Origin of the sequence: Paenibacillus sp. FSL R5-0623 (assembly GCF_037974265.1) — a bacterium.
In the GTDB taxonomy this organism is placed as follows: Bacteria; Bacillota; Bacilli; order Paenibacillales; family Paenibacillaceae; genus Paenibacillus.
The window spans coordinates 4,601,359-4,624,615 of record NZ_CP150233.1; the positions used below are offsets into that span (position 1 = coordinate 4,601,359).

The 23,257-nt window shown below is 46.4% G+C and carries 17 protein-coding genes; 5 read left to right on the forward strand and 12 right to left on the reverse strand.

Annotated features, from left to right (window positions below; all coding sequences use genetic code 11):
* Positions 1 to 12: 12 nt before the first annotated feature.
* From MKY92_RS20190 to MKY92_RS20200, 3 genes are all read right to left on the reverse strand, one after another.
* Positions 13 to 1,128 (reverse strand): aminopeptidase, encoded by a 1,116-nt coding sequence (locus MKY92_RS20190; RefSeq protein ID WP_076328038.1) that lies wholly within the window; start codon positions 1,126 to 1,128, stop codon positions 13 to 15.
* Between the two features lie 111 nt (positions 1,129 to 1,239).
* On the reverse strand, positions 1,240 to 2,130 hold the full coding sequence (locus MKY92_RS20195) for a hypothetical protein (protein ID WP_076250858.1): 891 nt from the start codon (positions 2,128 to 2,130) through the stop codon (positions 1,240 to 1,242).
* 99 nt (positions 2,131 to 2,229) lie between these two features.
* Complete coding sequence (locus MKY92_RS20200; RefSeq protein ID WP_339297416.1) at positions 2,230 to 4,221, reverse strand: sensor domain-containing diguanylate cyclase; 1,992 nt, start codon at positions 4,219 to 4,221, stop codon at positions 2,230 to 2,232.
* 465 nt (positions 4,222 to 4,686) lie between these two features.
* Here MKY92_RS20200 and rpsD point away from each other — a divergent pair, with 465 nt between their 5' ends.
* The 3 genes from rpsD (at position 4,687) to MKY92_RS20215 (ending at position 10,906) form a co-directional block, all read left to right on the forward strand.
* Positions 4,687 to 5,286 carry a 30S ribosomal protein S4 gene (gene rpsD / locus MKY92_RS20205; RefSeq protein ID WP_307416792.1) on the forward strand — a complete coding sequence of 200 codons (600 nt, stop codon included), beginning with the start codon at positions 4,687 to 4,689 and terminating at the stop codon, positions 5,284 to 5,286.
* A gap of 189 nt (positions 5,287 to 5,475) precedes the next feature.
* Complete coding sequence (locus MKY92_RS20210) at positions 5,476 to 7,581, forward strand: methyl-accepting chemotaxis protein (RefSeq protein ID WP_339297417.1); 2,106 nt, start codon at positions 5,476 to 5,478, stop codon at positions 7,579 to 7,581.
* A gap of 229 nt (positions 7,582 to 7,810) precedes the next feature.
* Complete coding sequence (locus tag MKY92_RS20215; protein ID WP_339297418.1) at positions 7,811 to 10,906, forward strand: transglycosylase domain-containing protein; 3,096 nt, start codon at positions 7,811 to 7,813, stop codon at positions 10,904 to 10,906.
* 240 nt (positions 10,907 to 11,146) lie between these two features.
* Here MKY92_RS20215 and acsA read toward each other — a convergent pair whose 3' ends face one another.
* Positions 11,147 to 12,871: an acetate--CoA ligase gene (acsA, locus tag MKY92_RS20220; protein WP_339297419.1), complete on the reverse strand. Its 1,725-nt coding sequence runs from the start codon at positions 12,869 to 12,871 to the stop codon at positions 11,147 to 11,149.
* A gap of 269 nt (positions 12,872 to 13,140) precedes the next feature.
* Between acsA and MKY92_RS20225 the strand changes: the two genes are divergently transcribed.
* The gene (locus tag MKY92_RS20225) at positions 13,141 to 13,773 is read left to right on the forward strand and encodes a GNAT family N-acetyltransferase (RefSeq protein ID WP_339297420.1); all 633 of its coding nucleotides are present in this window, start codon (positions 13,141 to 13,143) and stop codon (positions 13,771 to 13,773) included.
* 110 nt (positions 13,774 to 13,883) lie between these two features.
* Here MKY92_RS20225 and MKY92_RS20230 read toward each other — a convergent pair whose 3' ends face one another.
* The 4 genes from MKY92_RS20230 to MKY92_RS20245 all read right to left on the reverse strand — a co-directional run bounded on the left by MKY92_RS20230 (position 13,884) and on the right by MKY92_RS20245 (position 16,688).
* Positions 13,884 to 14,579 (reverse strand): 5'-methylthioadenosine/adenosylhomocysteine nucleosidase, encoded by a 696-nt coding sequence (locus tag MKY92_RS20230; RefSeq protein WP_339297421.1) that lies wholly within the window; start codon positions 14,577 to 14,579, stop codon positions 13,884 to 13,886.
* 119 nt (positions 14,580 to 14,698) lie between these two features.
* A complete protein-coding gene (gene ccpA / locus MKY92_RS20235; RefSeq protein ID WP_036614690.1) occupies positions 14,699 to 15,712 on the reverse strand; it encodes a catabolite control protein A in 1,014 nt (337 codons plus the stop codon).
* A gap of 92 nt (positions 15,713 to 15,804) precedes the next feature.
* Positions 15,805 to 16,152 (reverse strand): bacillithiol system redox-active protein YtxJ, encoded by a 348-nt coding sequence (ytxJ, locus tag MKY92_RS20240; protein WP_215078203.1) that lies wholly within the window; start codon positions 16,150 to 16,152, stop codon positions 15,805 to 15,807.
* Between the two features lie 122 nt (positions 16,153 to 16,274).
* Positions 16,275 to 16,688, reverse strand: a complete 414-nt coding sequence (locus tag MKY92_RS20245; RefSeq protein ID WP_339297422.1) for a hypothetical protein — start codon at positions 16,686 to 16,688, stop codon at positions 16,275 to 16,277.
* A 275-nt stretch (positions 16,689 to 16,963) separates the two neighbouring features.
* Here MKY92_RS20245 and MKY92_RS20250 point away from each other — a divergent pair, with 275 nt between their 5' ends.
* Positions 16,964 to 17,488 (forward strand): type 1 glutamine amidotransferase domain-containing protein, encoded by a 525-nt coding sequence (locus tag MKY92_RS20250; protein WP_339297423.1) that lies wholly within the window; start codon positions 16,964 to 16,966, stop codon positions 17,486 to 17,488.
* A 117-nt stretch (positions 17,489 to 17,605) separates the two neighbouring features.
* On the opposite strand, the gene ptsP is transcribed toward MKY92_RS20250, so the two are convergent.
* The 4 genes from ptsP to aroA form a co-directional block, all read right to left on the reverse strand.
* Positions 17,606 to 19,366 carry a phosphoenolpyruvate--protein phosphotransferase gene (ptsP, locus tag MKY92_RS20255; RefSeq protein WP_237174436.1) on the reverse strand — a complete coding sequence of 587 codons (1,761 nt, stop codon included), beginning with the start codon at positions 19,364 to 19,366 and terminating at the stop codon, positions 17,606 to 17,608.
* A complete protein-coding gene (locus MKY92_RS20260; RefSeq protein WP_339297424.1) occupies positions 19,363 to 21,243 on the reverse strand; it encodes a glucose PTS transporter subunit IIA in 1,881 nt (626 codons plus the stop codon). Before MKY92_RS20260 ends, ptsP begins: the two co-directional genes overlap by 4 nt.
* Positions 21,244 to 21,439: 196 nt before the next feature.
* Positions 21,440 to 21,874, reverse strand: coding sequence for a CoA-binding protein (locus tag MKY92_RS20265; RefSeq protein ID WP_336763523.1), 435 nt, complete (start codon positions 21,872 to 21,874; stop codon positions 21,440 to 21,442).
* A gap of 59 nt (positions 21,875 to 21,933) precedes the next feature.
* Complete coding sequence (aroA, locus tag MKY92_RS20270; RefSeq protein WP_339297425.1) at positions 21,934 to 23,229, reverse strand: 3-phosphoshikimate 1-carboxyvinyltransferase; 1,296 nt, start codon at positions 23,227 to 23,229, stop codon at positions 21,934 to 21,936.
* Positions 23,230 to 23,257: the final 28 nt, after the last annotated feature.

A 23,257-nucleotide genomic window follows, 5' to 3' on the forward strand; every position in this document is an offset into this window, starting at 1 on the left:
AAAATCCTGATCCTACTTCAAACGGTCCGGATTCAGGCATTCCAGCTCAGGAATAACAAAGATACCGTCTTTGCGAATCAGCACATCGTCAAAATAAATCTCCCCGCCGCCATAATCCGGACGCTGGATCAATACCAGATCCCAGTGGATGGACGAGCGGTTGCCATTGTCGGTTTCTTCATACGCCTGACCTGGCGTAAAGTGCAAGCTGCCTGCGATTTTTTCATCGAACAGGATATCTTTCATCGGATGAAGAATATGCGGGTTAAATCCAATCGCGAATTCACCGATATGACGAGCACCCTCATCCGAATTCAGGATTTCATTCAAACGCTCTGTATCGTTACTTGTCGCTTCAACAATTTTGCCATCCTTGAACGTGAACTTGATATTTTCAAAAGTCACTCCATTGTACAGGGTTGGCGAGTTATAACTAATCGTTCCGTTCACGGAATTACGCACAGGGGCACTGTACACTTCGCCATCCGGGATATTTTTTTGGCCAGAACATTTCTCTGCACCGATATCTTTAATGGAGAAGCTCAGCTCTGTTCCTGGTCCGGTAATACGAACTTTGTCCGTCCGCTTCATCAGGTTAGCGAGCGAGTCCTGCGCTTTGTCCATTTTGGCGTAATCCAGGTTACAGACGTCGAAGTAGAAATCTTCGAATGCTTCTGTACTTGTATTGGCGAGTTGCGCCATACTTGCGTTAGGGTAACGAAGTACAACCCATTTCGTATGTTTGACACGTTGTTCACTATGTACCGGGTGGGAGTATAATGAATTGTACATTTTCATTTTTTCTTCCGGCACATCGGACAGATCATTCACATTTTCTCCCGCACGAATTCCGATATAACAATCCATCTGTTTCATACGGTTCAGATCAATCTCTGCCCATGTTTTCATCATTTCTTCTGTGGCATTTTTCAGCATCGCACGCTGTACGGTTTTATCAGTCAACTGTACAAAGACGTTACCACCTTTTTTGCCTACCTCTTCAATAATGGCGTTAATCAGATCACGTTCCGATCCAATCATTTCAACCAATACATTTTCACCAGGCTGTACATCTACTGAATAGCCCACCAGGTTTGCTGCAAGCTTTTGAATTCTTGGGTCTTTCATCTTGGTAAAATCCTCCTGTCATCTGCCATACTTGAATTGAACAACGGTAAATTACGATACTATTGTAGCACGCGAACAGTCATCCCGTCAGCAGGCAGTCCTTCACTTCGTTTATTGATATGACTTGAAGTTAACATCGGTGACAAGGGCTTCTTTGTTACTTTTACGGTTGTTGTCCGTGTAACTCATCTGACTTTCAGACGATAAGCGAAGAGGCAGACTGCTCTTCCGATCTACCGTGAGATGATATACCGTCTGCACGCTCGCTTGTTTCATCATCTGTTGCATCGTTGTTTCACCCTGTTTCCAAACTTTCTCCAGATCCTTCTCAAGCTTCTCCTTACGCGCCCCTTTCACTGTAGCTGCCTTATGCATATATTCTGCCCGAATGGCGTTCATCTCGTCGTTTAGCTGGGTTACAGCCCATGATTTGGCGTCTTCCGGTGCAAGTTCAATCCGTAATGTTCTGGTTCGACGACCAGCGCCATACTCCGATTGAATGGTTTTGTGCATCCCATCGATCTTCTCCAATTGGGCAATTGGATTAAATCGAGAAAGAGACCCACGCAGCGGCTCATGCTGCGCTGACAATGCCATCCATTGCCCTTGTTTCCGCTCGAAAGAGGCGCTGAACCCACTGGGCTGTCCATTATTTTTTACGGCAGTTGTTTGAATGCCTGTCCCCACAGCAGTTACTTCTCCAGGTAATCGGGTCTGAAGGGTCAGACGATCATGATTCTCCAGCTTGCCTTCAAATTTAAACTGATTCTCGAACAGCCCACTGTTCTCCCGTCGAAGTCCTGCCTCTCCTTCAAAACTCAACGTTTCTTTTCCCGCTATCCCGGATAAGGCCAAGGAAAAAACCTCTTCAGGCGTTTGATCTCGCTGGATTAATCCACAACCCGGAACACCAATAATCACGATGCTCACAAATAACCATAATGTACGTACCGAATGGCGGTTAAACATGTCTATCTTCACCCTTCCGTGAACTTTCTCCATAGATTGCCCCGCCCGTATACGCTTATACTTCCTTCTATACACAACTTGATCTCCGATGCACAAAAAAAAGAGAACGACTCCGCAATTGGAATTGTTCTCTTAACCTGTTACATTCTGTTCCTCTACAACGATTCTGTTCCGACCACCATTCTTGGCGCTGTACAAAGCCATATCAGCCCGATAAAACAAGGACTCGACACTGACCTTTTCATCCATCCAATTCCACTCTGCGATGCCACTGGATACCGTAACAGGCGGTCTGGTCTCTTCTGCGACTCTTTTTCGAATCACTTCTGCATAATCTAACGCCTGCCTTACACTCACCTGTGGCATATAGATCGCCAGTTCTTCTCCACCCCATCTGGCACAGACATCCTCTGAGCGAACAGAGCTGGTGACGATCTCACTCACTTGCTTCAATACTTGATCCCCCGTCTGGTGTCCGAATGTGTCATTCACCTGTTTGAACTGATCAATATCCACCACAATGAGGGAGCCACAGAATTCATGAGCCTGTCGCTCGTGAATCACACTATCCAGATAATGCCTCACGTACAGACCTGTCAACATATCCAGATTAGCCAAGCGCCGAACCTCGGCATGCAGCGTGGCATTTGAAAGGGCAAGCCCGATATGGATGGATAACATCTGCAAGAGCCGATAGTTATCATATGAAAAGTAATGCTCTCTACTGTGTCCCAGCAAAATGGCACCCTTCACTTCACCATTGACTCTGATCGGTGATGCAATCAGTGACATGGATCCCGTATCTTCCATGAAAAAGGAGGACACTTTATCGTATTGCGCATAATTGACTATAATAAGCGGTTCCTCTGTTCGGTACACCAAACCTGCGATACCGTAGTCTACAGAAAAAGATTGGTGAAAAACATCTTTCACGTTAGATGACATGACTTCGAAGTCATTGGTACTGTCATTGAGTTGAAGAATGCAACACGTTTCAGCCTGGAATATTTCCTTTAACTCTTGCTCGGATAATTGATAGATCTCCGAAAGATGCAGGCTTTTGTTCAACCGCTGTGTAAGATCATTAATTAAACGAAGTTCCTGAATTAACATATTGGATTGTTCATGCAGCTTGGCGTTCTCAAAGGCCGTTCCTGCAGTGTCTACCATCATCGTAATCAATTGCAAGTCCGATTCTTCCATAATCTCTTCATTCATTTCGATATGGAACACACCGTATATGCCTTGTTTGCCTTTCAGCGGAATCCCTATATCTACAATGCGGTTCTCTGCATCATCTGAGCGAGCAACGATCAGCTTACCTTCCATAAATGAACGCACACAAATATCTTCTCCTCGCTCGTGGACAAGCAACGGTTTAATCCGTGGATCAGAGTTGTTCTGATCCTGAGACATATACAATTTGATATAAGTGGCCGGGTACAAGTAGTCCATACTGTCAAATACCTCATCCAATATGGCCTCGACATCCATTTTGTCATGCATTCGCTGAACAATCTGAAAGAGAATGGACCTCCGGTGTTCCTCACGAGCTGTTTGTTCATGAGCATGTAACAGGTCCGTCATAAATATGTATTCGAATCTTCGGTAAAAGCAGGTGTGATAATGCAATGCCTCAGATTGAACCACAGCTTCAGACGTTTCATATCCATTGGATTCATAGATCACAGCGGTGAATACGGCAAACATATCCTTGTTAGTTCTGGAGAATAAGGGATGTGTTATTATAAGATATTGTCCGTTTTCGCTTGTCCCTTTAAGGGACAGGACCTGTCTTTTATCCAAACATTCCAATACCAGCCTGCGTGCATTTACGCCCGGATCAGCTTCATGATCGCTATCGTATCCTATGCAATCACCTTCCGTGTTCCACACGCTGTAAAAGGTTGATGTTCTGGCAAGCCTTGAACCCTCTCTGGAGTTCCAGTCACTGTATGCCTGCTCTAGCAAGCTGCCTAAATATGAAAAATCAAAAGGTGTGATATCCATTTTTTGCATCCACAACACATGCTCTTCATGAGAATGAGGAGCGGCAAAAGATGCGGAATCGCCCGAACTTCGTGAATTCAAGCTGGCAGGTAAACTTCTTAGATGTTCTAACATGTCAGGCGCTCCTTTGCACCGTTTTTGCATCCACCAGGATGCATTAATCTGCAGACGTTATCGCAAACCTGCAAATTCGTTGCGATAACCTTGTTACATAGAGATGATTTAAAGTTAAGATACAATCTATTTTACTCTGTTTATAGCTTTTTTGCATCCATATTTCAGAAAATTGTCCCATTATTTTAGGCCCAATGACCTATCGACAAATTTAGACGTTTTTTTGCTTTTATTCTGCGCTTGACTTTGTTTCTCTTAAACTGTAATATAAATTGTTGATGAAGACTACTAATGGGTCTTTAAATTTGGGCATTACCGGTTGTGTCACCCTCATTCTTTTTGTTGCTTTCAGGACAGCGGCTGAACTTTCCTGATCGTTCTATGCGAGGCCAAGCCCGCATCAACAAATTGGAGCGCAAACAGAGCCCTAATATGAACTTTAACTAAAAAGGAGCTACTTTAAACATGGCACGTTACACTGGTCCTAAATTTAAATTGAGCCGTCGCCTCGGCATTTCCCTTAGCGGAACAGGCAAAGAATTGAAACGCCCTTTCCCTCCAGGTCAGCACGGAGCTAACCAACGCAGAAAAATGAGCAACTACGGTATGCAATTGCAAGAAAAACAAAAATTGCGCCACATGTACGGTTTGGGCGAGAAGCAATTCCGCACACTGTTCTCTAAAGCTCAAAAAATGCAAGGTATTGCCGGTGAGAACTTCATGTTCTTGCTTGAGTGCCGCCTTGACAACCTCGTTTACCGCCTTGGGTTTGCTAACTCCCGCGCTGGAGCGCGTCAGTTGGTATCACACGGTCACGTAACTGTAAACGGCAAAAAAGTCGATATCGCTTCTTACCAAGTAAGCACTGGCGATGTAATCGGCTTGCGTGAGAAGAGCCGCGCTCTTTCTTCCATTAAAGAAGCTTTGGAAGGACGTTCGCATCTTCCAGCATACGTTGAATACAACGAAGCAGCTGTAGAAGGTAAATTCATCCGCTTGCCTGAGCGTGCTGAATTGTCCCAAGACATCGATGAAAAACAAATCGTCGAGTTCTACAACCGTTAATCGTTGCAATCACATTAAAGTTTCACTCCAAACAGCTGTCGAGATTTTCTCGGCAGCTGTTTTTCTATGCATTTTTTTAATTATCTTCATTATAGGAACGTAAATAACGATATAAAATATAGACTCCCTTCAGGAGAAGCACACATCCATATATAACATCACAAGAATAACATCGAGGGGGATTAAAACATGCATTTTTTTCGCAATCGCAAGCTCGCTGTTAAGCTTGGACTTTTACTCGGGATCGTATTACTCTGTTGTATTGGAGCCCTGATTGCATTTAATACCAAATCCATTTACGACAAAAGCCTCCAGTACGGCGAAACCGTTGCTGGACAGGCAGCAAACCGGGCTACAAATGAGTTTATGACTGACATTAATCAGGTCAAAAACACATTGGACACCATGAGTACCACCTTATTGGATGCCGCTCAGAATGGATCACTCAACCGTGAAGAAATCGTCAGACTTCTTGAACAATATCTGAAAAAGGACGAGAAAGTTTTTGGCTTTTATACGGGCTGGGAACCTAATGCCTTTGATGGAAAAGATGCGGATCACGTGAATAAAAATGACTATGATGATGCTACAGGCCGCTTCATCCCCTACGCCATACGGGACGGTAATACCCTGCATTTTGAGCCTCTTACTACCTATGAGGGAAACAGTGAAACCAGTACATACTATCAACAGCCGAAGAAAACCAAATCCATCTATTGGTCCGAGCCAGTTACCTATACAGTTGGCGGAAAAGACACACTACTCGTTTCGATTGTCCTCCCTCTATTAGATGAAAACAAAACTTTTCTGGGCATTGTTGGGGCCGACTTTACCATTGATCGTTTTCAGCAAAATATAGCATCACTTAATCCGGACCAGGGTTATGCCATGCTGATTACTAGTGAAGGACAGATTGCTGCACACGGCTCCAAACCGGAACTGGCTAATGAAGGAGCCGTAATTCCATCTGAAATGAAGACAATCATTCAGCGTATACAATCTGGCGAGTCTCAGTTTTACGCCACTGACCCTGAAGTAGGGGAAGAACTATTTATTGCCGAGCCTGCCAGGTTACAAGGAACGGATTCAAACTGGTACCTTGTATCGGCGCTGCCAAAGAGTCATATCCTTCAACCTTTCTATGACAGCTTGAACTGGTCCATACTGATTGCCGCACTGGCTGTACTTCTGCTTGCAAGTGTGGTTACCTACACCATCGTCTCCATTGTAAGGCAGTTGAATCAAGTTAATATCGTCGCTGGACAGCTGGCTGGCGGGGATTTGACACAAAAGTTACCTGTGCGATCCAAAGATGAATTTGGCGTCATGGCGGGTCATATGAATCAGATGATGGATACACTGCGGCATACCATATCGGTTATATCCGAACATGCTTTATCTGTCGGCTCTACTTCTCAACAATTGACCGCAGGTGCCGAAGAAACAGGTAAAGCAGCCGAACTGATTGCATTAACAGGAGTCGAAGTTGCAGATAAAGCAGGTAAACAGGTGCAAGAGCTGCAAGAGTCCTCCCGTTCCATGAATGAAATATCTGCAGGGATCGGAAGAATTGCAAAGGCCGCCTCCGATGTATCGGATTCATCGCGAGCTGTGGCTGAGCGAACAACTGTTGGAACCGATAAGATTCAGTCCGCCATGCGTATGGTTGATAGTGCCACCTCTTCTGTGCAGACGTCCATGACCGCACTGGAGAATTTCCGTCAACGTTCGGAAGAGATTGGACATATTACAGGCATGATCACGGAAGTTAGCCGTCAAACCAATCTTCTTGCCCTTAACGCTTCCATTGAAGCATCACGAGCAGGTGAACACGGGCGCGGCTTTGGTGTTGTTGCTTCCGAGATTCGTAATCTGGCTGAACAATCCAGAATATCGGCAGCGCAGATTGCAGCGTTAATTCATAGTGTTCAGCAAGAGGTCCTTTCTCTCGTTGAAAATATGGAACAGGGGAATGCCGAGGTGAGCCATATAGCGGAAGTGATTAATGAAAGTGGTGAACTATTCCTCTCCATTTCATCACAGATTACAGATGTTAATGAGCAGATTGAGCATGTCTCAGCCATTGCGCAGCAGATGTCAGCTGGGTCACAGCAGGTGGATGCCACGTTAGTGCAACTCAAAACCATTGGTCATGAGACGGCAGATCACGCAACTCGTGTTGCCTCTGCCTCTGAAGAACAACTCGCATCCATGGAAGAGATTACGGCGGCATCTGCCTCACTGGCTAATCTTACCCAGGAACTATTAGAGCTGATTCAACGCTTCAAAACCTAATGTAGAAGACCTCCAATACGACAAATCATTCAGGTCACCCTATGCACCTCAGCATGGAGGTGGCCTGCTTATTTTGGCTTACAACTCATGAAATGTGCTCCAATATCGCATGATATATAGCATAATGCATGGCAGAATGGCAAATTTCGACCATTACTTGTATTTCTCAGGCATGCAAACCCGCCTTTTTATGCTATAATAAGTGCTGTTAAAAGGAGGAAGACACTGAATGGTTGATGTTAATAAGAAAAAGCCCGATGAACAGCCTGTACGCAAACGTAGCTTTGCCCGCAGACTGGGAAGTTTCGTCAAATGGATGGTTGTCCTTGGATTTATGGGGGCACTATTTGTAGGCGGTGCTTTGATGGGATACGTCAGTTCCATTGTGAAAGACGAGCCTGTCCGTTCAAGGGCCCTGATTGAACAAAAAGTCAGCGAAAACTCCATCACAGGCTTTGCTTACTTTGCCGACGGCAGTCCGATCGGTCAATTACGTACGGAAGAAGACAGGCGTCCGGTCACTACGGACCAGATCCCACAGAAGGTTATTGATGCTGTCATTTCGATTGAAGACAATCATTTTTACGAACATAAAGGTGTAGACATGAGCGGAACACTACGTGCCGTGAAACAGAAAGTGCTGAAAGAATCAGTACAAACCGGCGGTAGTACACTGACTCAGCAATTGGCGCGTCGTGTGTTTTTGAATCTGGATCGCACGGAAGATCGGAAAGTGAAAGAAATTTTGCTCTCACTCCGACTCGAACGTTTCCTGACGAAAGACGAGATCATGACAGCCTATCTGAACAAAGTTCCTTTTGGTAATGGTTCCAGCGGATACAACGTTTACGGAATCAAAGCGGCCGCCAAAGGATTGTTCAATATTAATGATCTAGAAAAAATCAACATCGCTCAAGCTGCTTATCTTGCTGGATTGCCACAACTCCCCTCCTCTTACTCCGCTTTTAATGGTAAAGGTGATTTTGTAGAGGAAAATTTTGACCGCGCAATCAACCGTCAGCATCTGGTACTGCGCCGTATGCTTGAACTGGGTAAAATCAATCAGTCCGAGTATGACAAAGCTCTTGCTTTTGATATCAAAAGCTCACTCGCTCCGAAGACCATCAAGGCTTACAACACTTATCCATATCTTATGATGGAAACGGAACGACAAGCTGCACAGATTTTGATGAAACAGTTGAATTCCGACACAGCTGAATCTACAGACAAAGCTACGGATGCAGCCACACCTCAGAAGGAAAGCAGTGCATTATTAGAGGAAGCTCAGACGCAACTGCGGACAGGTGGATATCGGATATACACGACCATCAACAAAAGTATCTACAAAACGATGCGTACCATTGCGGAAGATGACAGCAATTTCTCAGCAGATGATCCTGTCAAAGGAAAAGAACAAACTGCTGCCATGCTGATTAATCACAAAACCGGTGCTATTCTGGGCATGATCGAGGGTCGGGATTTCCAGGACGAACAGATGAACTATGCAACGCAGATGATACGTCAGCCAGGTTCAACGATGAAACCTATTGCAGCTTATCTGCCAGCTCTGGATGAGGGTCTTGTCCAACCTGCTTCTATTATTGATGACTCACCGATCATTCTCAAAAATGGTCCGAGCGGCTACCACATTGCCAAGAATGCCAACAATCGGTATCAGGGACTGGTCACTGCCCGCAGAGCACTGAATTATTCTCTTAATATACCGGCTCTGAAGTTGTTTAATGAAGAAGTAGGGATCGAGAAAGCTTGGACTTTCGCCAAGAAACTGGGGATTACCACCATTCAGAAGGAAGACTATCAGGCTCAGACAGGTGTTCTTGGAGGTCTCCAATACGGTGTAACCGTTGAAGAATTAACCAGTGCCTATGGTGCTATCGCCAATAAGGGTGTATATAATGATTCTTACATGATTAGCAAAATTGTAGATTCCAAAGGCAACATCGTTTATAAACATGATACTGAACCTGTCCAAGCCTTCTCGGAGCAGACAGCATACCTGATGACCGATATGCTGCGGACCGTTATTACAGAAGGAACGGCAGATAAAGTACGTGAAAATTACAAATATTCCAAGAGTGTGCCAATTGTAGGTAAAACGGGTTCCACTCAAAACTACGCAGATGTCTGGTTTGAAGGTTATACACCAGATGTCACACTTGGCGTGTGGGTTGGATACAAACAGCCGGTGAATACGCTGGAAAGTAAATCACAGAGAAAACGTGCGCAGCAGCTGTGGTCGAAAATCCTGAACGAAGTGATCGATACGCAAAAAGATCTGTTCGTCACGGATTCGTTCAAAAAACCATCTGGCATCGAAACGCGCACGGTGTCTGCATACAGTGGCAAGTTGCCAACATCCATGACTGACAAATTTGTTACGGATATTTTCAACAGCAAGTTTGTTCCGAAGGACAGCGATGACGGTGTAGCCAAAGCCAGGTACATCACTTACAATGGCGTAAACTATATTCCGCGTGACGGAACACCTTCGGACATGTTGAAGGAAAAAACAGTAATCAAGCGTAAAAAACCAATCTCGGATCTCATCAAAGAATTGCAAAATGCATTCTCACGTATGAGTCGACATGAATCACTCGCTTATTATCTTCCTGAAGATGCGGATGCAGACATGCCAACACAGATTGATCCAAGAACAGATAACGGCAAAGCTCCTGATGCACCAAGCAACGTACGGATCTCAACCTCGGGTGACAGAGCAGTCATTACATTTAATGCCACACCTGAAAATGATGTCGTGGGTTATCGTCTGTACCGTTCGGTAAACGGTGGAGGATTCCAGAACCAGGGTCAGGTTGTCTTGGCCGGTGAATCCAGATCATTCTCTGCATATGCTGCGCAAGGCGGTAACTTCGCTTTCTATGTAACGGCAGTGGATGTTGCCGGCAGAGAGTCTGCTCCTAGCGCTACAGTAAATAGTGCTGGTGTAGCTCCTCCTGTGGAAGAAGAGATTAATGAGCCAATTGAAGTTCCAGGTACAATCATTACACCAGGAGAAACGCAGACCGATAACACAACAACGACAGCCCCAGGCACACCTGGTCAAGTCAGCGTATCTGCCCTCTCTCAAGGACTGCGTATTCAATGGGCGTCCAGTCCAAACGCAGATAGTTATGCTGTATATTACAGTGAAACAGGCTCAGCTCCTTACACCAAAATTGGAACAACAGCGGGAAATACCATGGACTATGGAGTACCCGCATCGACGAGTGGATGGTTCAAGGTATCTGCCAGCAATAGTGCGGGTGAATCCGAACCTTCTGCAGCCATACATTTTCAACCCTGATTAAGGCATAGCTTTCCAAAACAAGCCGCACCCTCAGACTGTATCTGAGTGTGCGGCTTTTTATTTGTATTTACAGTAAGCCAAAAAGCCTGCTTCATGCCATTGGCATAAAACAGGCTTTTATAATTCATTTTAATGGGTAGAGTCACTGTATTCGGAACCGCAGAATATTAACTTCTTACCTACTACTCAATGTATGACCATCGATACCAACACATTGATGATCCTAGCACTGTCGCGTTATTCTTCAATGGTGGATAGATCTCCTGTTGGCAGATCAAGCTCCCAGGCTTTCAAGACACGGCGCATGATCTTGCCGGAACGTGTCTTGGGCAGTTTATCCTTAAACTCAATCTCACGCGGAGCAGCGTGGGCAGACAGACCCTCTTTGACAAAACGATAGATCTCTTCTTTTAGCTCCGGTGTCGCCTCATATCCTTCACGAAGCGCCACAAAGGCCTTGATGATCTCCCCACGTGTCACATCCGGCTTACCAATTACACCCGCCTCTGCTACCGCAGGATGCTCCACGAGCTTGCTCTCCACCTCAAAGGGGCCGATACGCTCCCCTGACGAATTAATCACATCATCAATCCGTCCCTGGAACCAGAAATACCCTTCTTCATCCATATAAGCGGAGTCACCGGATACATACCAGCCCGTAAGCCTGAAATACTCCTCATATTTCACAGGGTTATTCCAGATCTTCGCCATCATCGATGGCCAAGGTGTCCGTATGGCCAGATTACCCATACTGTACGGCGGCAATTCCTGCCCGTGATCATCTATAATGGCTGCTTCGATTCCAGGCAACGGACGTCCCATGGAGCCAGGCTTGATCGGCATTCCGGGATAGTTACAGATCAGCTGTGCACCTGTTTCCGTCATCCACCATGTATCATGAATTCGCTGACCATAGGCTTTCCATCCCCAACGAACAACCTCCGGATTGAGCGGTTCACCGACAGACATGACATGACGCAGACTGCTCAGATCAAACTGGGCAATGGTCTCTTCTCCCGCTCCCATCAGCATACGGAAGGCCGTTGGTGCACTGTACCAGATCGTGACTTTGTTCTTCTGGATGGTGCTGTACCAATCTTGAGGACTGAAACGACCGCCTCGTATCACATTGGTTACTCCGTTGAGCCATGGAGCAAAGATACCGTAAGAGGTGCCTGTCACCCAACCAGGGTCAGCAGTACACCAGTACACATCATCCTCACGTAAATCCAGAACAACCTTACCTGTATAATAGTGCTGAATCATGGCATTTTGAACATGGTATACCCCTTTGGGTTTACCCGTAGAGCCTGAGGTATAATGAATAAGCAAACCATCCTCACGATTCAGCCACTCTACTTCCATCTCATCCGAAGCGGCAGACATCTCTGCATCAAAATCGATGAGTCCTTCTTCAGTCTGCACGCCCCCACCCACAATAAATATATGTTTGAGTTCGGGCAATTCGGAACGTTTGATGCGTTTTAGCAATTCCGGAGTGGTGACGAGTGCTACTGCTCCGCTATCCTCCAGCCGATCCTTCACTGCCGTTTCCATAAAAGCTTCGAACAACGGGCCCGCGATGGCTCCAGCTTTCAATATGCCCAGAAGACTAAAATACAGCTCAGGACTTCGAGGCATAAAAATAAACACCCGTTCCCCTTTGGCTATGCCATATTTGCGGAGAACGTTCCCGAACCGACTCGACTGTTCGCTCAGATCAGCAAAAGTATAGGCCTCTTCACGTGAAGCATCGCTATACAATAAAGCGGTTTTCCCGCCCCTTCCTTCCAGTACATGACGATCAATCGCTTCATGCGCCATGTTTACTTTTCCGCTGGCGTGCCACGTAAAGTGCCTTTCCACCGATTCCCAATCGAACCGGCTTCTCGCCTCCGTGTAATCGCCCAGGTTAGATTCGGACACAACCGTTTGCAGCATCTCACCATGTGCTTGACTCATGCTTGCCAGCCTCCTTCAACTCGACATTTCGATTCCCGTTAGGGGTCAATCCTCATTGCCTTTGTGTTGACTGAACTTCCAGTTAGCGCTTACATTAGTAGAGAGAACTTCTCATCATGTACTTGCTCGGCCAAACAGATGTTAACTATACTGTATTGAATTGTGAACATTTTTTGTCTACGCAATTATAGCAAATCTTTTCAATTGTCGTCTATGGCTTTTCAATTTTTTGGATTTTTGCTATAAGTAGGGGGAGAGGAGCATGAACCATGGAACATATCAAAGAATATCATATGCGTTCCATCTTCAAGTCCGGCCACCGAATTACTGTTGAAGGCCCTGTGCAGGCCGAGGAGATAACACGTCTTGCCTTTCATCCGGATCTGGATGCCTTTCGGCGCCCAACGGAGCAGCAGGAAGCTCTCGCCGAGATCGCATCATTGCCTGAAGGTCGAATTATCATTGCACACGAAAATGAAACGATTATCGGTTATGTAACCTTTCACTATGCGGATGAATGTGAGCGCTGGTCTGAGGGAAACATGACTGATCTGATTGAGCTTGGGGCAATCGAAGTTGCGGATGACTATCGCTCCCTTGGCATTGGACGTGAGATGTTGCTTACCGCTTTGGAAGATAAATACATGGAGAACTACATTATTTTCACCACAGAATATTATTGGCATTGGGATCTGAAGGGCAGCGGACTAAACGTATGGGATTATCGCAAAATGATGGAGAGGCTGATGGAAACGATCGATATGACCTGGTATGCAACAGACGACCCCGAAATCTGTTCACATCCTGCGAACTGTTTGATGGTGCGAATCGGAAGTCAGGTGCCCATCACATCAGAAGAACAGTTTGATCGTGTACGCTTCCGCCATCGGTTCATGTACTAAGTCAATGATCTGTTCGACAAACGATATACATAACAAAAACCGCCTCTCGCAGCGTTGCTCCATACTTCATGGAACAGCTAATCGAAAGGCGGTTTTTCAAGTTACTTCCATTACATATTTTCTAACATGTGCTCCACAATACGGTGTGAACGCTGCGAAGATTCCACGGTAAATTCAGCAAAGTTAACATGCGCTGAACCATCCGCTTTATCTGACATCCCACGCAGGACAACAAATGGTACTCGATTCATGTAACAGACCTGAGCAACTGCTGCCCCTTCCATCTCGGCACATGCACCGTCCATTTCAGTATATAACATGTTAACCGTATCTTTATTCGCAATAAATTGGTCTCCAGATAACACTTTACCGATCAGGTAATTGGCTCCCTGCGCTTTACATGCTTCTTCAGCCAGTGTAATAAGCGAAGCCTCGGCAGGGAATGCAGATGTCTCCTGGTAAGGAATAACCCCGCGTGCAAACCCCAGTGGCGTTACATCCATGTCGTGCTGAACACATACAGACGATATAACCATATCTCCGATGTTCAGATCGGGGTTAACCGCACCCGCGACACCTGTGAAGATAATCCGATTAACCTGAAAACGATCAATCAATATCTGCGTTGTAACCGCTGCATTTACTTTACCTACGCCGGATTTGCACACGACAATATGCTTGCCAAGCCACTCGCCCGCAACGTATGTAATTCCGGTTTGTTTGACCGTCTCAAGCTGCTTCATACCTGCCAGCAAAAGCTCGACTTCCTCATCCATCGCTCCGATAATACCAATCGTTTCACTCACCTTCTGATACCCCCTGTTTTCATTTTTAAACTAATTCAGCACAAAAGCTCCGTCTCCGGAGCTTTCGCATATCCCTTATGTAGAGAGAATGACTTCTCTCTTGCTGTATATAATCCCGATTAAACTACATCTGCGTGACTTACAGACAGACGAAGAATTGTTTCATGCGGCAAAATAACCCGTGGGTTCTCCACATTTTCTTTCTTCATCAACTTGGTCAGCAAACGCATCGCTACTGCGCCAAGGTCGTACATTGGCTGAGCCACTGTTGTCAACTGAGGACGCACCATGGAAGCCATACGGATGTTATCCACACTAATAATGGAGAAATCATCCGGTACTTTCAGACCGTCATCCTGAATGCTGTGAATGGCACCAATGGCCATTTCATCTGTAGCAGCAAAGATAGCTGATGGTTTTTTCTTGAGTCCAAGGAAATATTTCATTGCTTCCACACCGGATTCATATCGATAGTTACCGATTCGAACAAGATCCTCCTGGTATTCAATCCCCGCTGCTTCCAGTGCTTTCTTGTAACCTTGGAAACGGGCATATCCATTCGCCGGATCTTGCAGTGTACCACTGATCATCGCAATTTCCTTGTGTCCATGACGAATCAGAGTGTTTACCGCATCAAACGCAGCCGCCTCATGGTCAATATCCACCGAAGGGAATGTGCCCTTCTCATCACTCGTTGCACAAAGCACGATCGGCACAGCCGCAGACTGGAACGCCTGAATGTGTTCGTCCGTTACTGTTCCGCCCATGAAGAGCAGTCCGTCTACTTGTTTTTCGAGCAACGTGTTAATAACACGAATTTCTTTTTCTTTCTTCTTATCTGCATTACACAAAATAATATTGTAGTGATACATATTCGCAATATCTTCAATTCCGCGGGCAATCTCCGCGAAGGTTGAGTTCGAAATATCTGGAATAACGACCCCGACCGTGGTTGTCTTCTTGCTTGCCAGACCTCTGGCTACCGCATTCGGACGATATCCCAACCGTTCGATGGCTTCATATACTTTTTTCCGCGTTTGCGGTTTGACATTAGGGTTATTATTAACTACCCGTGATACCGTTGCCATAGACACTCCAGCTTCACGTGCCACATCATAAATGGTTACCGTCACAGCACTTCTCTCCATTACCAGTAAATTTTCATACCATTTTCATTAAGATTTATATTACGACAAATTTTTGCATTAATCAATTAAAATAGGCTTTAGGACTCACTCAAAACATTCGCAAGTGTGGTTCTAGTAATATCTGAATGGGAAGTATGCCATACAGGAATTCCCTTTTTGATCAGGATTGCCTGTGGAGATTCGTGCTTAACACCCAGCTTGTCTGCTGCTTCATTCGATACCGGGCGATCTTCCACAACATAGATGATGCCATATTTCACTTGTTCATTGGCATTGTTAAGCAAATAATCGTTCATCTCCTGATAAGCATTCGAGCTGATCGGACAGCGCGTGCTATGCTTAAACAGAAGCAAGGGTTGATCCTTGGTAGCCTCCACTGCGGAGTTTAGCTGTTCAATACTTGTCATTTTAGTCATGTCAGCCATTAGATATACATCCCCCTTTACCAGGAATACCGCTATGTTGAGCGTTTTCACTCTTCGATATCTTAACAAAAAGTGCGCGAAAAAGCCAATTTTCATGAAAACAAGCATTTTACACGTCAAAATTAGACAGCATTTGAGAAGTACTCCTGCCACACAAATCCGGATAATTGACTTAATCTGCGCTCCGTGGTCTCAATCCACGTTGCATCACCAGACTTCGTTGCGTAACCCATAATGTCCAGCAACAGATTGATACGTTCCTCCACTGCTTGCTGCATTCGATATTCCATCTCCCGATCGGTCGCATCCGGCCAGGCCAGCAGTAGCTCATGAAACACGTCTGCCAGTTCATTACGTTCACCAAAAGATACGTCTTGCTTCACGGGCTGTTCACCCAATGTGCTTATGCATGCTGTTAAGTCCGGCTTGACCGGCGGAAGCACTTCGTATGATACACAGTCTGTACACGCAAATACGGGTACGTTTCGAATCTCCACTTTTTTGGCGTATACCACCGTTCTTAATTCCAACTCCATTACATGTCCACATCTGCACGACTTGCGCACAACCATCACCTCATTCGTTCTATACTCTATATAAGTACCATTCGACCTATTTCGGCTCAAATCCTGCTATAAACGAAAGGTTGCACAAATTACCACTCCCTCCAGATGAAGGTTGTCGAATGCAGGCAGTTACTGACTTGTAATCGCTTCCTTCAAACTGAATATGCACTTCCATGAAGTCCCTTGGAGAATCTGTTACAATTAAAGACGCAACAGACATATCACCGCAAAAAGGAGAGATCGACATGAGATTAACCGGTAAAAAAGTCATCGCTCTGATCGATGAAGAATTCGAGGATTTAGAATTGTGGTACCCTGTACATCGGGTTCGTGAAGAAGGTGCAGAAGTGCATCTTGCTGGAGAGAAAAAAGGAAAAACCTATATTGGCAAATATGGTGTGCCTGCTGAAGCCGAATACAGTTTCGATGAACTGGGCAGTTCAGATTACGATGGCATTCTCGTGCCAGGCGGCTGGGCGCCAGACAAGCTGCGTCGTTATCCCAAAGTACTGGAGCTTGTAAAGGAAATGAATGCAGACCGGAAACCGATTGGACAGATCTGTCATGCGGGCTGGGTGCTAATTTCTGCCAAAATTCTGGACGGGGTTACAGTAACTTCTACACCAGGTATTCGGGATGACATGGAAAATGCAGGTGCCATCTGGAAAGATGAAGCCGTTGTTGTTGATGGACATATCATCTCAGCACGTCGTCCGCCTGACCTTCCACCTTATGGCAAGGCATTCTGTGATGCACTCGCTGACAAATAAAAATAACCCCATTGTGCCTCATGCACAGTGGGGTTATTTTATATAACAAGTTTTTTTAAATAATTATCACAAATGTAAATATATTAACTTAAAGGTATTTATATCCATTTACCCCAATTACGATGCGTTCGAACCACTTTGTTCATCCGGACTTCCCGTGGAGTCATTAAAGACTTGCAGTCGCTCCTCAATATCTCCGCTGGTCCTTAAGGCGAAGCACTTTCGCGCTTCTTCTTTGGCGGCCGATGCTGTTGTGTTCAGCACTCTGTGCTTCACACGTAACAGGGATTGTGGGGACATACTCAAGTGGCGAATACCAAGCTCCAGCCAAAGCGGAATGGCACGTTCGTCCCCTGCCATCTCTCCGCACACACTGACATCAATTCCAGCCGTATGAGCCGCATCTGCTGTCGCACGAAGCATCCGCAGAACAGCCGGATGATAGGGGTGATACATATGAGCAATCTGCTCATTCATTCGATCTACTGCCAGTACATATTGAACCAGGTCGTTCGTACCAATACTGAAGAAATCAGCTTCCTCTGCGAGCAGATCAGCAATCATCACCGCTGCAGGAACTTCAATCATAATTCCCACCTGAATGTGAGGGTCGTATGCTAATCCCCGCTCGTCCAGATCGGCCATCGCCTCACGAAGAATCTCATTGGCCTGCTGAAGCTCTTCGACCGAAGAGATCATCGGGTACATGATTTTGACATTTCCGGCAGCGCTGGCACGCAGAATGGCTGTAAGCTGTGTTTTGAACAGATCCTTGCGATCGAGACTAATCCGAATAGCTCGGTAACCCAGAAACGGATTGTCTTCCTCCGGCAGTTCAAAGTAATCGAGTTGCTTGTCACCACCGATATCCAGTGTACGAATAACAACGGATTGTCCTGCTGTTTTCTCTGCCACAAGACGGTACACCTCATACTGTTCTTGCTCACCCGGGAAAGTCGCACGGTCCATGTACAAGAATTCTGTTCGGAACAAGCCCACACCTTTGGCTCCTTGTTTCAAAGCAAGGTCCAATTCCTTCACCGAACTGATATTGGAAGCCAAGTGCAGAACGGCCCCATCTTTGGTTACAGCATCAACGGTAGCAAGGACTTGAAGTTGTTCCTTTTTCTTCAGTTGTTTGCTGCGAAGCATGGTATACCGTTCAATCGTCTTACGATCCGGGTCTGTAAATACCAAGCCATTGTCACCATCCACCACAAGCATATCCCCTGTCTCTACCGGCATGCCAAGACTCGCTTCCAGACCGGAAACGAGAGGAATGCCAAGGGCACGAGCCATAATCGCAGAATGTGATGTTTTCCCGCCAATCAAGGTTACAATACCTAGCACATGGGTCGGATTCAGATGCGCCAGTTGAGATGGCGATAATTCTTTGGCAACGAGCACATATGGCTGGGTATCCGAAGGAAGTGTAATCTCAGGTGCACCGAGCAAATGCTTGAGCAGACGGTTACCCACATCCTTGATGTCAATGGCCCGCTCCTTCATATACTCGTCTTCCAGCAAGTCAAACATCGTGACAAAGTGGTCAATGGCTTCTTTGACCGCCACTTCCGCTGCCTTATATTGACGCTCGATAATGCCGCGAATTTCGTTCATGAATACCGGATCTTCCAGGATGGCCAGATGTGCATCAAAGATACTGGACTCCTCTGGACCAACAACTTCCTTGAACTCATTTTTGATATATTCGATCTCATCCTTTGATGTCCGTATGCCCTCATACAGCCGTTCGAACTCTTGGGCAAGATCCACCGAATCCATCTTCTGATCCGGCAGATCCCATTCCCAACTGGGCAGGACAAATGCTTTGCCGATGGCTATGCCTGCAGCTCCGTTGATGCCTTGTATCTTCATTCTACCCCTCCAACGTTCCTGTCATAGAGCACCACGGACATAACGGATGCCTGACCTTTCTTAACTTGCTTAAATGGAGCAAAACTCCATGATTTTACACGATCCGGATTCGTAATTACCATTGGTGTTGTCAGTGACGCCGCTTGCTCGCGGAGTACTGCCAGATCAAACCTGATCAACAACTGCCCTGGCTCCACCGTATCGCCCTCCTGAACAAAAGCTTCAAAATGGCCTTTCAACTGAGAGGTATCGATGCCGATATGCAGTAACACTTCAAGCCCCTCACGGGTAGAAATACCCAAGGCATGCATGGTCGGGTACAAGTGCATAATCGTTCCGTACACGGGTGAGACCAGCTCTCCCTTTTCCGGAACAAAGGCTACACCATCACCGACAAGTTTGGCTGCAAAGATCTGATCCGGTACCTCTTCAATCGGGAGCATTTTGCCCTGAACGGGGGCACAGAACAGAACCTGTTGCAGATCTCTTTCCAGCAGCTTCGCGATTTCTTCCCGAATCAATTCCGAGTAGGTCCCGAATACCACCTGTACGTTACCGCCACCCAGCTTGATCAGTCCAGCGGACCCCATACTCTTCATGGCACCCGTGTCGATCAAGCGGTCATCATGCACAGTCAGGCGAAGACGTGTAATACATGCTTCAACCTGTACAATGTTACTCTTCCCACCCAATGCTTCGAGGATTAAAGGTGCCTGATAAGGAATGTTACCTACCCAATCTTCGAGCATGGAGCCCTCTTCACGTCCTGGTGTTGGAATCTTGAACGTACGAATCGCCCATCGGAACAGGAAGTAATAAACCAGCCCATATAGTATGCCAATCGGAATGAGCTTCCACGCATTCTCCGATAGATGGAAATTGAGTATGTAATCAATAATACCTGCGGAGTAAGAGAATCCATGCCGGATATCCAGCCAGTAACTAATCCACATGGCAACGCCGGACATCACTGCATGCACAATGAACAGATAAGGAGCCGCGAACAAAAAAGCAAACTCAATCTGTTCCGATACCCCGGTTAGAAAACAAACGAGTGCCGATGTCAGAAAAGTTTTCTTGATTTTCGGTTTCAGATCTTCCCTGGCTTCCTGAATAATAGCAAAGGCTATCGCCGGAATGGCAAACATCATGATGGGAAACAAACCTGCCATAAAGAATCCTGCTGTTGGATCACCTGCAAAAAATCGGGGCAAATCCCCTTGCACAATGTTACCATCAGGCGTTTCAAACGTCCCTAACTGGAACCAAAACACATTGTTAAGCAGGTGATGAAGCCCAAAAGCGACCAGCACCCTGTATAACACCCCGTAAATGAACAGTCCAAAACCCCCGAGACTGTATTCCCAAGTAGCAATGCCGTTCAATCCATGCTGTAGGATCGGAGCGAGCCATAACATAAAACAGGAGAACAATGCCGAACAGAGTCCGACGATGAGCAAAACAAACCTTGAACCTCCAAAAAACTGTAAAATTTCAGGCAGTTTAATGCTTTTAAACCGATTATGCATCCCACCGGCAAGCGCGCCGAGTATGATTCCGATTAAGGAAGCGGGCTGAACGGTTCCATCCCCGAAGTTCCGAGTCACCTGATCATATATCACGATACCAGCCAGAGCAGCAAGTCCCGCTTGTCCGGCCTGGTTGGAGAGTCCCAGTGCTACACCGACAGCGAACAAATACGGTAAGAAATAAAAAATACCGTGTCCGGCCACGGTAGACACTTCACCGACAATATCCAATCCCCAGGCGTCCCAAGGCAGACTGCCAACACTGAGCAAAATTGCGGCGGCGGGCAGGACCATTGTAGGCAGCATTACCGCTCGTCCGAGCTGCTGCAAGGATCCGAGCCAATTCATGGCGACCTCTCCTTTCTATCCTAGATGGTAAGCTTTACGCAACGTTTTGTCAAAGCAAAACAGTAACCAATTGGTAATTAATAACGGCAAAAATAGAACAGAAAAAATCCCGTCAACTTCAAGTTAACGGGATTCATCCTATGATCATTCAATTGGAACAGATCAGGAGATCATTCGATCACAGGTGAACGAGCCATCAGCCGCGTCCAGCGCCGCGCAGAACGATGGAATCCTCTACCTTGATACAACGATTCGTTACCGCTGTCATGCCGTTCTCTGCAGCAATCTGGACCGCTTCATCACTATGGATGCCAAGCTGCAGCCACAGCACATTAGCTTTGATGGCAGCGGCGTCACGAGCGACATCCGCGCAAAACTCCTCGCGACGAAACACATTGACAATGTCTACCGGCTCTGGAATATCCGCGAGTGTGGCATATACCGTCTCGCCCAGGATTTCACCTTGCGCCTGTGGATTAACCGGTATAATGCGATAACCTCTGCTCTGCATGGCTTCTGCCACCATATAGGAAGTACGATCTGATTTGTCTGACAAGCCGACGACTGCGATGTTGCCTGCTTTGCGCAAAAGTTGTCCAATTTCTTCACGAGTAGGGTTGTTAAATTCCATGTTCAAGCACCATCCTTTTCTGATTAAAGTGCGTGTTCAAAAGACAGGTTTCAGTTGTTTTACTCTTTTACCCATTGAACCGAGGCGCCAAGCGCCTGCAAATGATCGAAATATTGCGGATAAGACTTGGCTACATGGTGTGCATCCCGAATACGAAGCGGCTTCTTGGAACGCAGACCGACAACAGTGAGCGCCATAATTACGCGATGATCGAAGTGAGCGTTAATCTCAACGCCGCCTTCAACACCTTCCGGATGTCCGTGTACGATAATCTCAGCTTGACGCTCTTCAACGTTCGCTCCTGCCTTCCGCAGTTCGTTCAAGTAATCGGTGATTCGGTCACATTCCTTGTAACGCAGGTTCTCTACATTATAGAACCGAGACGTGCCTTCCGCAAACACAGCTGCGGCTACCATAGCCAAAACCGCGTCCGTTGCGGCATCCCCGTCGAATTCGATCGCTTTCAGTCTGCCATTTCCTTGAACGTGTACAACATCGTTCTCATGTGTCAACGGCACTTCCATCATACGCAGAACGTCAACGATGGCACGTTCTCCCTGTTTGCTCTGCTCCATCAGGCGCAGAATTTTCACATCAGACTGTGTAACCGCTGCTGCTGCAAGAACTGCTGCTGATCCAGGGTAATCCCCTTGTACGGTATAAGTCGTTGGCTGGTAGGCCTGTCCACCTGGTACACGGAAGGACATGTAATCATCACTTGCATGGATAACGATGCCTGCTTGCTCCAGCACTTCCAGCGTCTGTCCGATAACAACCTTGGACTTCAGGTCATTCAGCACTTCAATGGTGCTGTCTTCTGCAAGCAAAGGCGTAACAAACAGCAATGCGCTCAGATACTGGGAGCTGACGGAGCCGGATACACGAATGTGTCCACCCTTGGCATTGCCACCTTTGATTGTAATCGGCAGGCGTCCTTGTTCGTGCTGTACTTCTACACCCAGTTGGCCAAGCGCATCGATCAGGTCATCATGCGGACGTTTACCTAGCGAATCCGGGTACGTATTTATAAATGTAACGTCTGGACAGAGCGCTGTAACTCCCATGAGGAAACGAAGTACAGCACCCGCATTCCCCACATTCAACTCACGCACATCACGGGGATGACTTCCGAAGCCCTTGATTACAATCTTGCTGTCGTCTTCTTCAAGTTCAGCCCCAAGATCACGAATACATCTGCGCATGGCGTCACTGTCTTCACTGTGTGCCGGGAAATGAATGGTACTTGTGCCTTCTGCCAGCGCAGCAGCCAGCAAATAGCGGGTAGTGTAGTTTTTGGAGGACAGAGCCCCGATTTCCCCGCTCAGAGTGGGGGTTGGTTTAACAATAACGTCCATGGATGAAATTCTCCTTCATTGATTATAT

What these genes read in the sequence shown, in the direction of transcription:
- MKY92_RS20210 (WP_339297417.1), top strand. Translation starts at nt 5,476, where the DNA reads ATGCATTTTTTTCGCAATCGCAAGCTCGCTGTTAAGCTTGGACTTTTA.
- MKY92_RS20265 (WP_336763523.1), bottom strand. Translation starts at nt 21,874, where the DNA reads ATGGAATTTAACAACCCTACTCGTGAAGAAATTGGACAACTTTTGCGC.
- MKY92_RS20200 (WP_339297416.1), bottom strand. Translation starts at nt 4,221, where the DNA reads ATGTTAGAACATCTAAGAAGTTTACCTGCCAGCTTGAATTCACGAAGT.
- acsA (WP_339297419.1), bottom strand. Translation starts at nt 12,871, where the DNA reads ATGAGTCAAGCACATGGTGAGATGCTGCAAACGGTTGTGTCCGAATCT.
- rpsD (WP_307416792.1), top strand. Translation starts at nt 4,687, where the DNA reads ATGGCACGTTACACTGGTCCTAAATTTAAATTGAGCCGTCGCCTCGGC.
- MKY92_RS20250 (WP_339297423.1), top strand. Translation starts at nt 16,964, where the DNA reads ATGAGATTAACCGGTAAAAAAGTCATCGCTCTGATCGATGAAGAATTC.
- MKY92_RS20260 (WP_339297424.1), bottom strand. Translation starts at nt 21,243, where the DNA reads ATGAATTGGCTCGGATCCTTGCAGCAGCTCGGACGAGCGGTAATGCTG.
- MKY92_RS20215 (WP_339297418.1), top strand. Translation starts at nt 7,811, where the DNA reads ATGGTTGATGTTAATAAGAAAAAGCCCGATGAACAGCCTGTACGCAAA.
- ytxJ (WP_215078203.1), bottom strand. Translation starts at nt 16,152, where the DNA reads ATGGCTGACATGACTAAAATGACAAGTATTGAACAGCTAAACTCCGCA.
- MKY92_RS20190 (WP_076328038.1), bottom strand. Translation starts at nt 1,128, where the DNA reads ATGAAAGACCCAAGAATTCAAAAGCTTGCAGCAAACCTGGTGGGCTAT.
- MKY92_RS20195 (WP_076250858.1), bottom strand. Translation starts at nt 2,130, where the DNA reads ATGGAGAAAGTTCACGGAAGGGTGAAGATAGACATGTTTAACCGCCAT.
- aroA (WP_339297425.1), bottom strand. Translation starts at nt 23,229, where the DNA reads ATGGACGTTATTGTTAAACCAACCCCCACTCTGAGCGGGGAAATCGGG.
- MKY92_RS20245 (WP_339297422.1), bottom strand. Translation starts at nt 16,688, where the DNA reads ATGGAGTTGGAATTAAGAACGGTGGTATACGCCAAAAAAGTGGAGATT.
- ptsP (WP_237174436.1), bottom strand. Translation starts at nt 19,366, where the DNA reads ATGAAGATACAAGGCATCAACGGAGCTGCAGGCATAGCCATCGGCAAA.
- MKY92_RS20225 (WP_339297420.1), top strand. Translation starts at nt 13,141, where the DNA reads ATGGAACATATCAAAGAATATCATATGCGTTCCATCTTCAAGTCCGGC.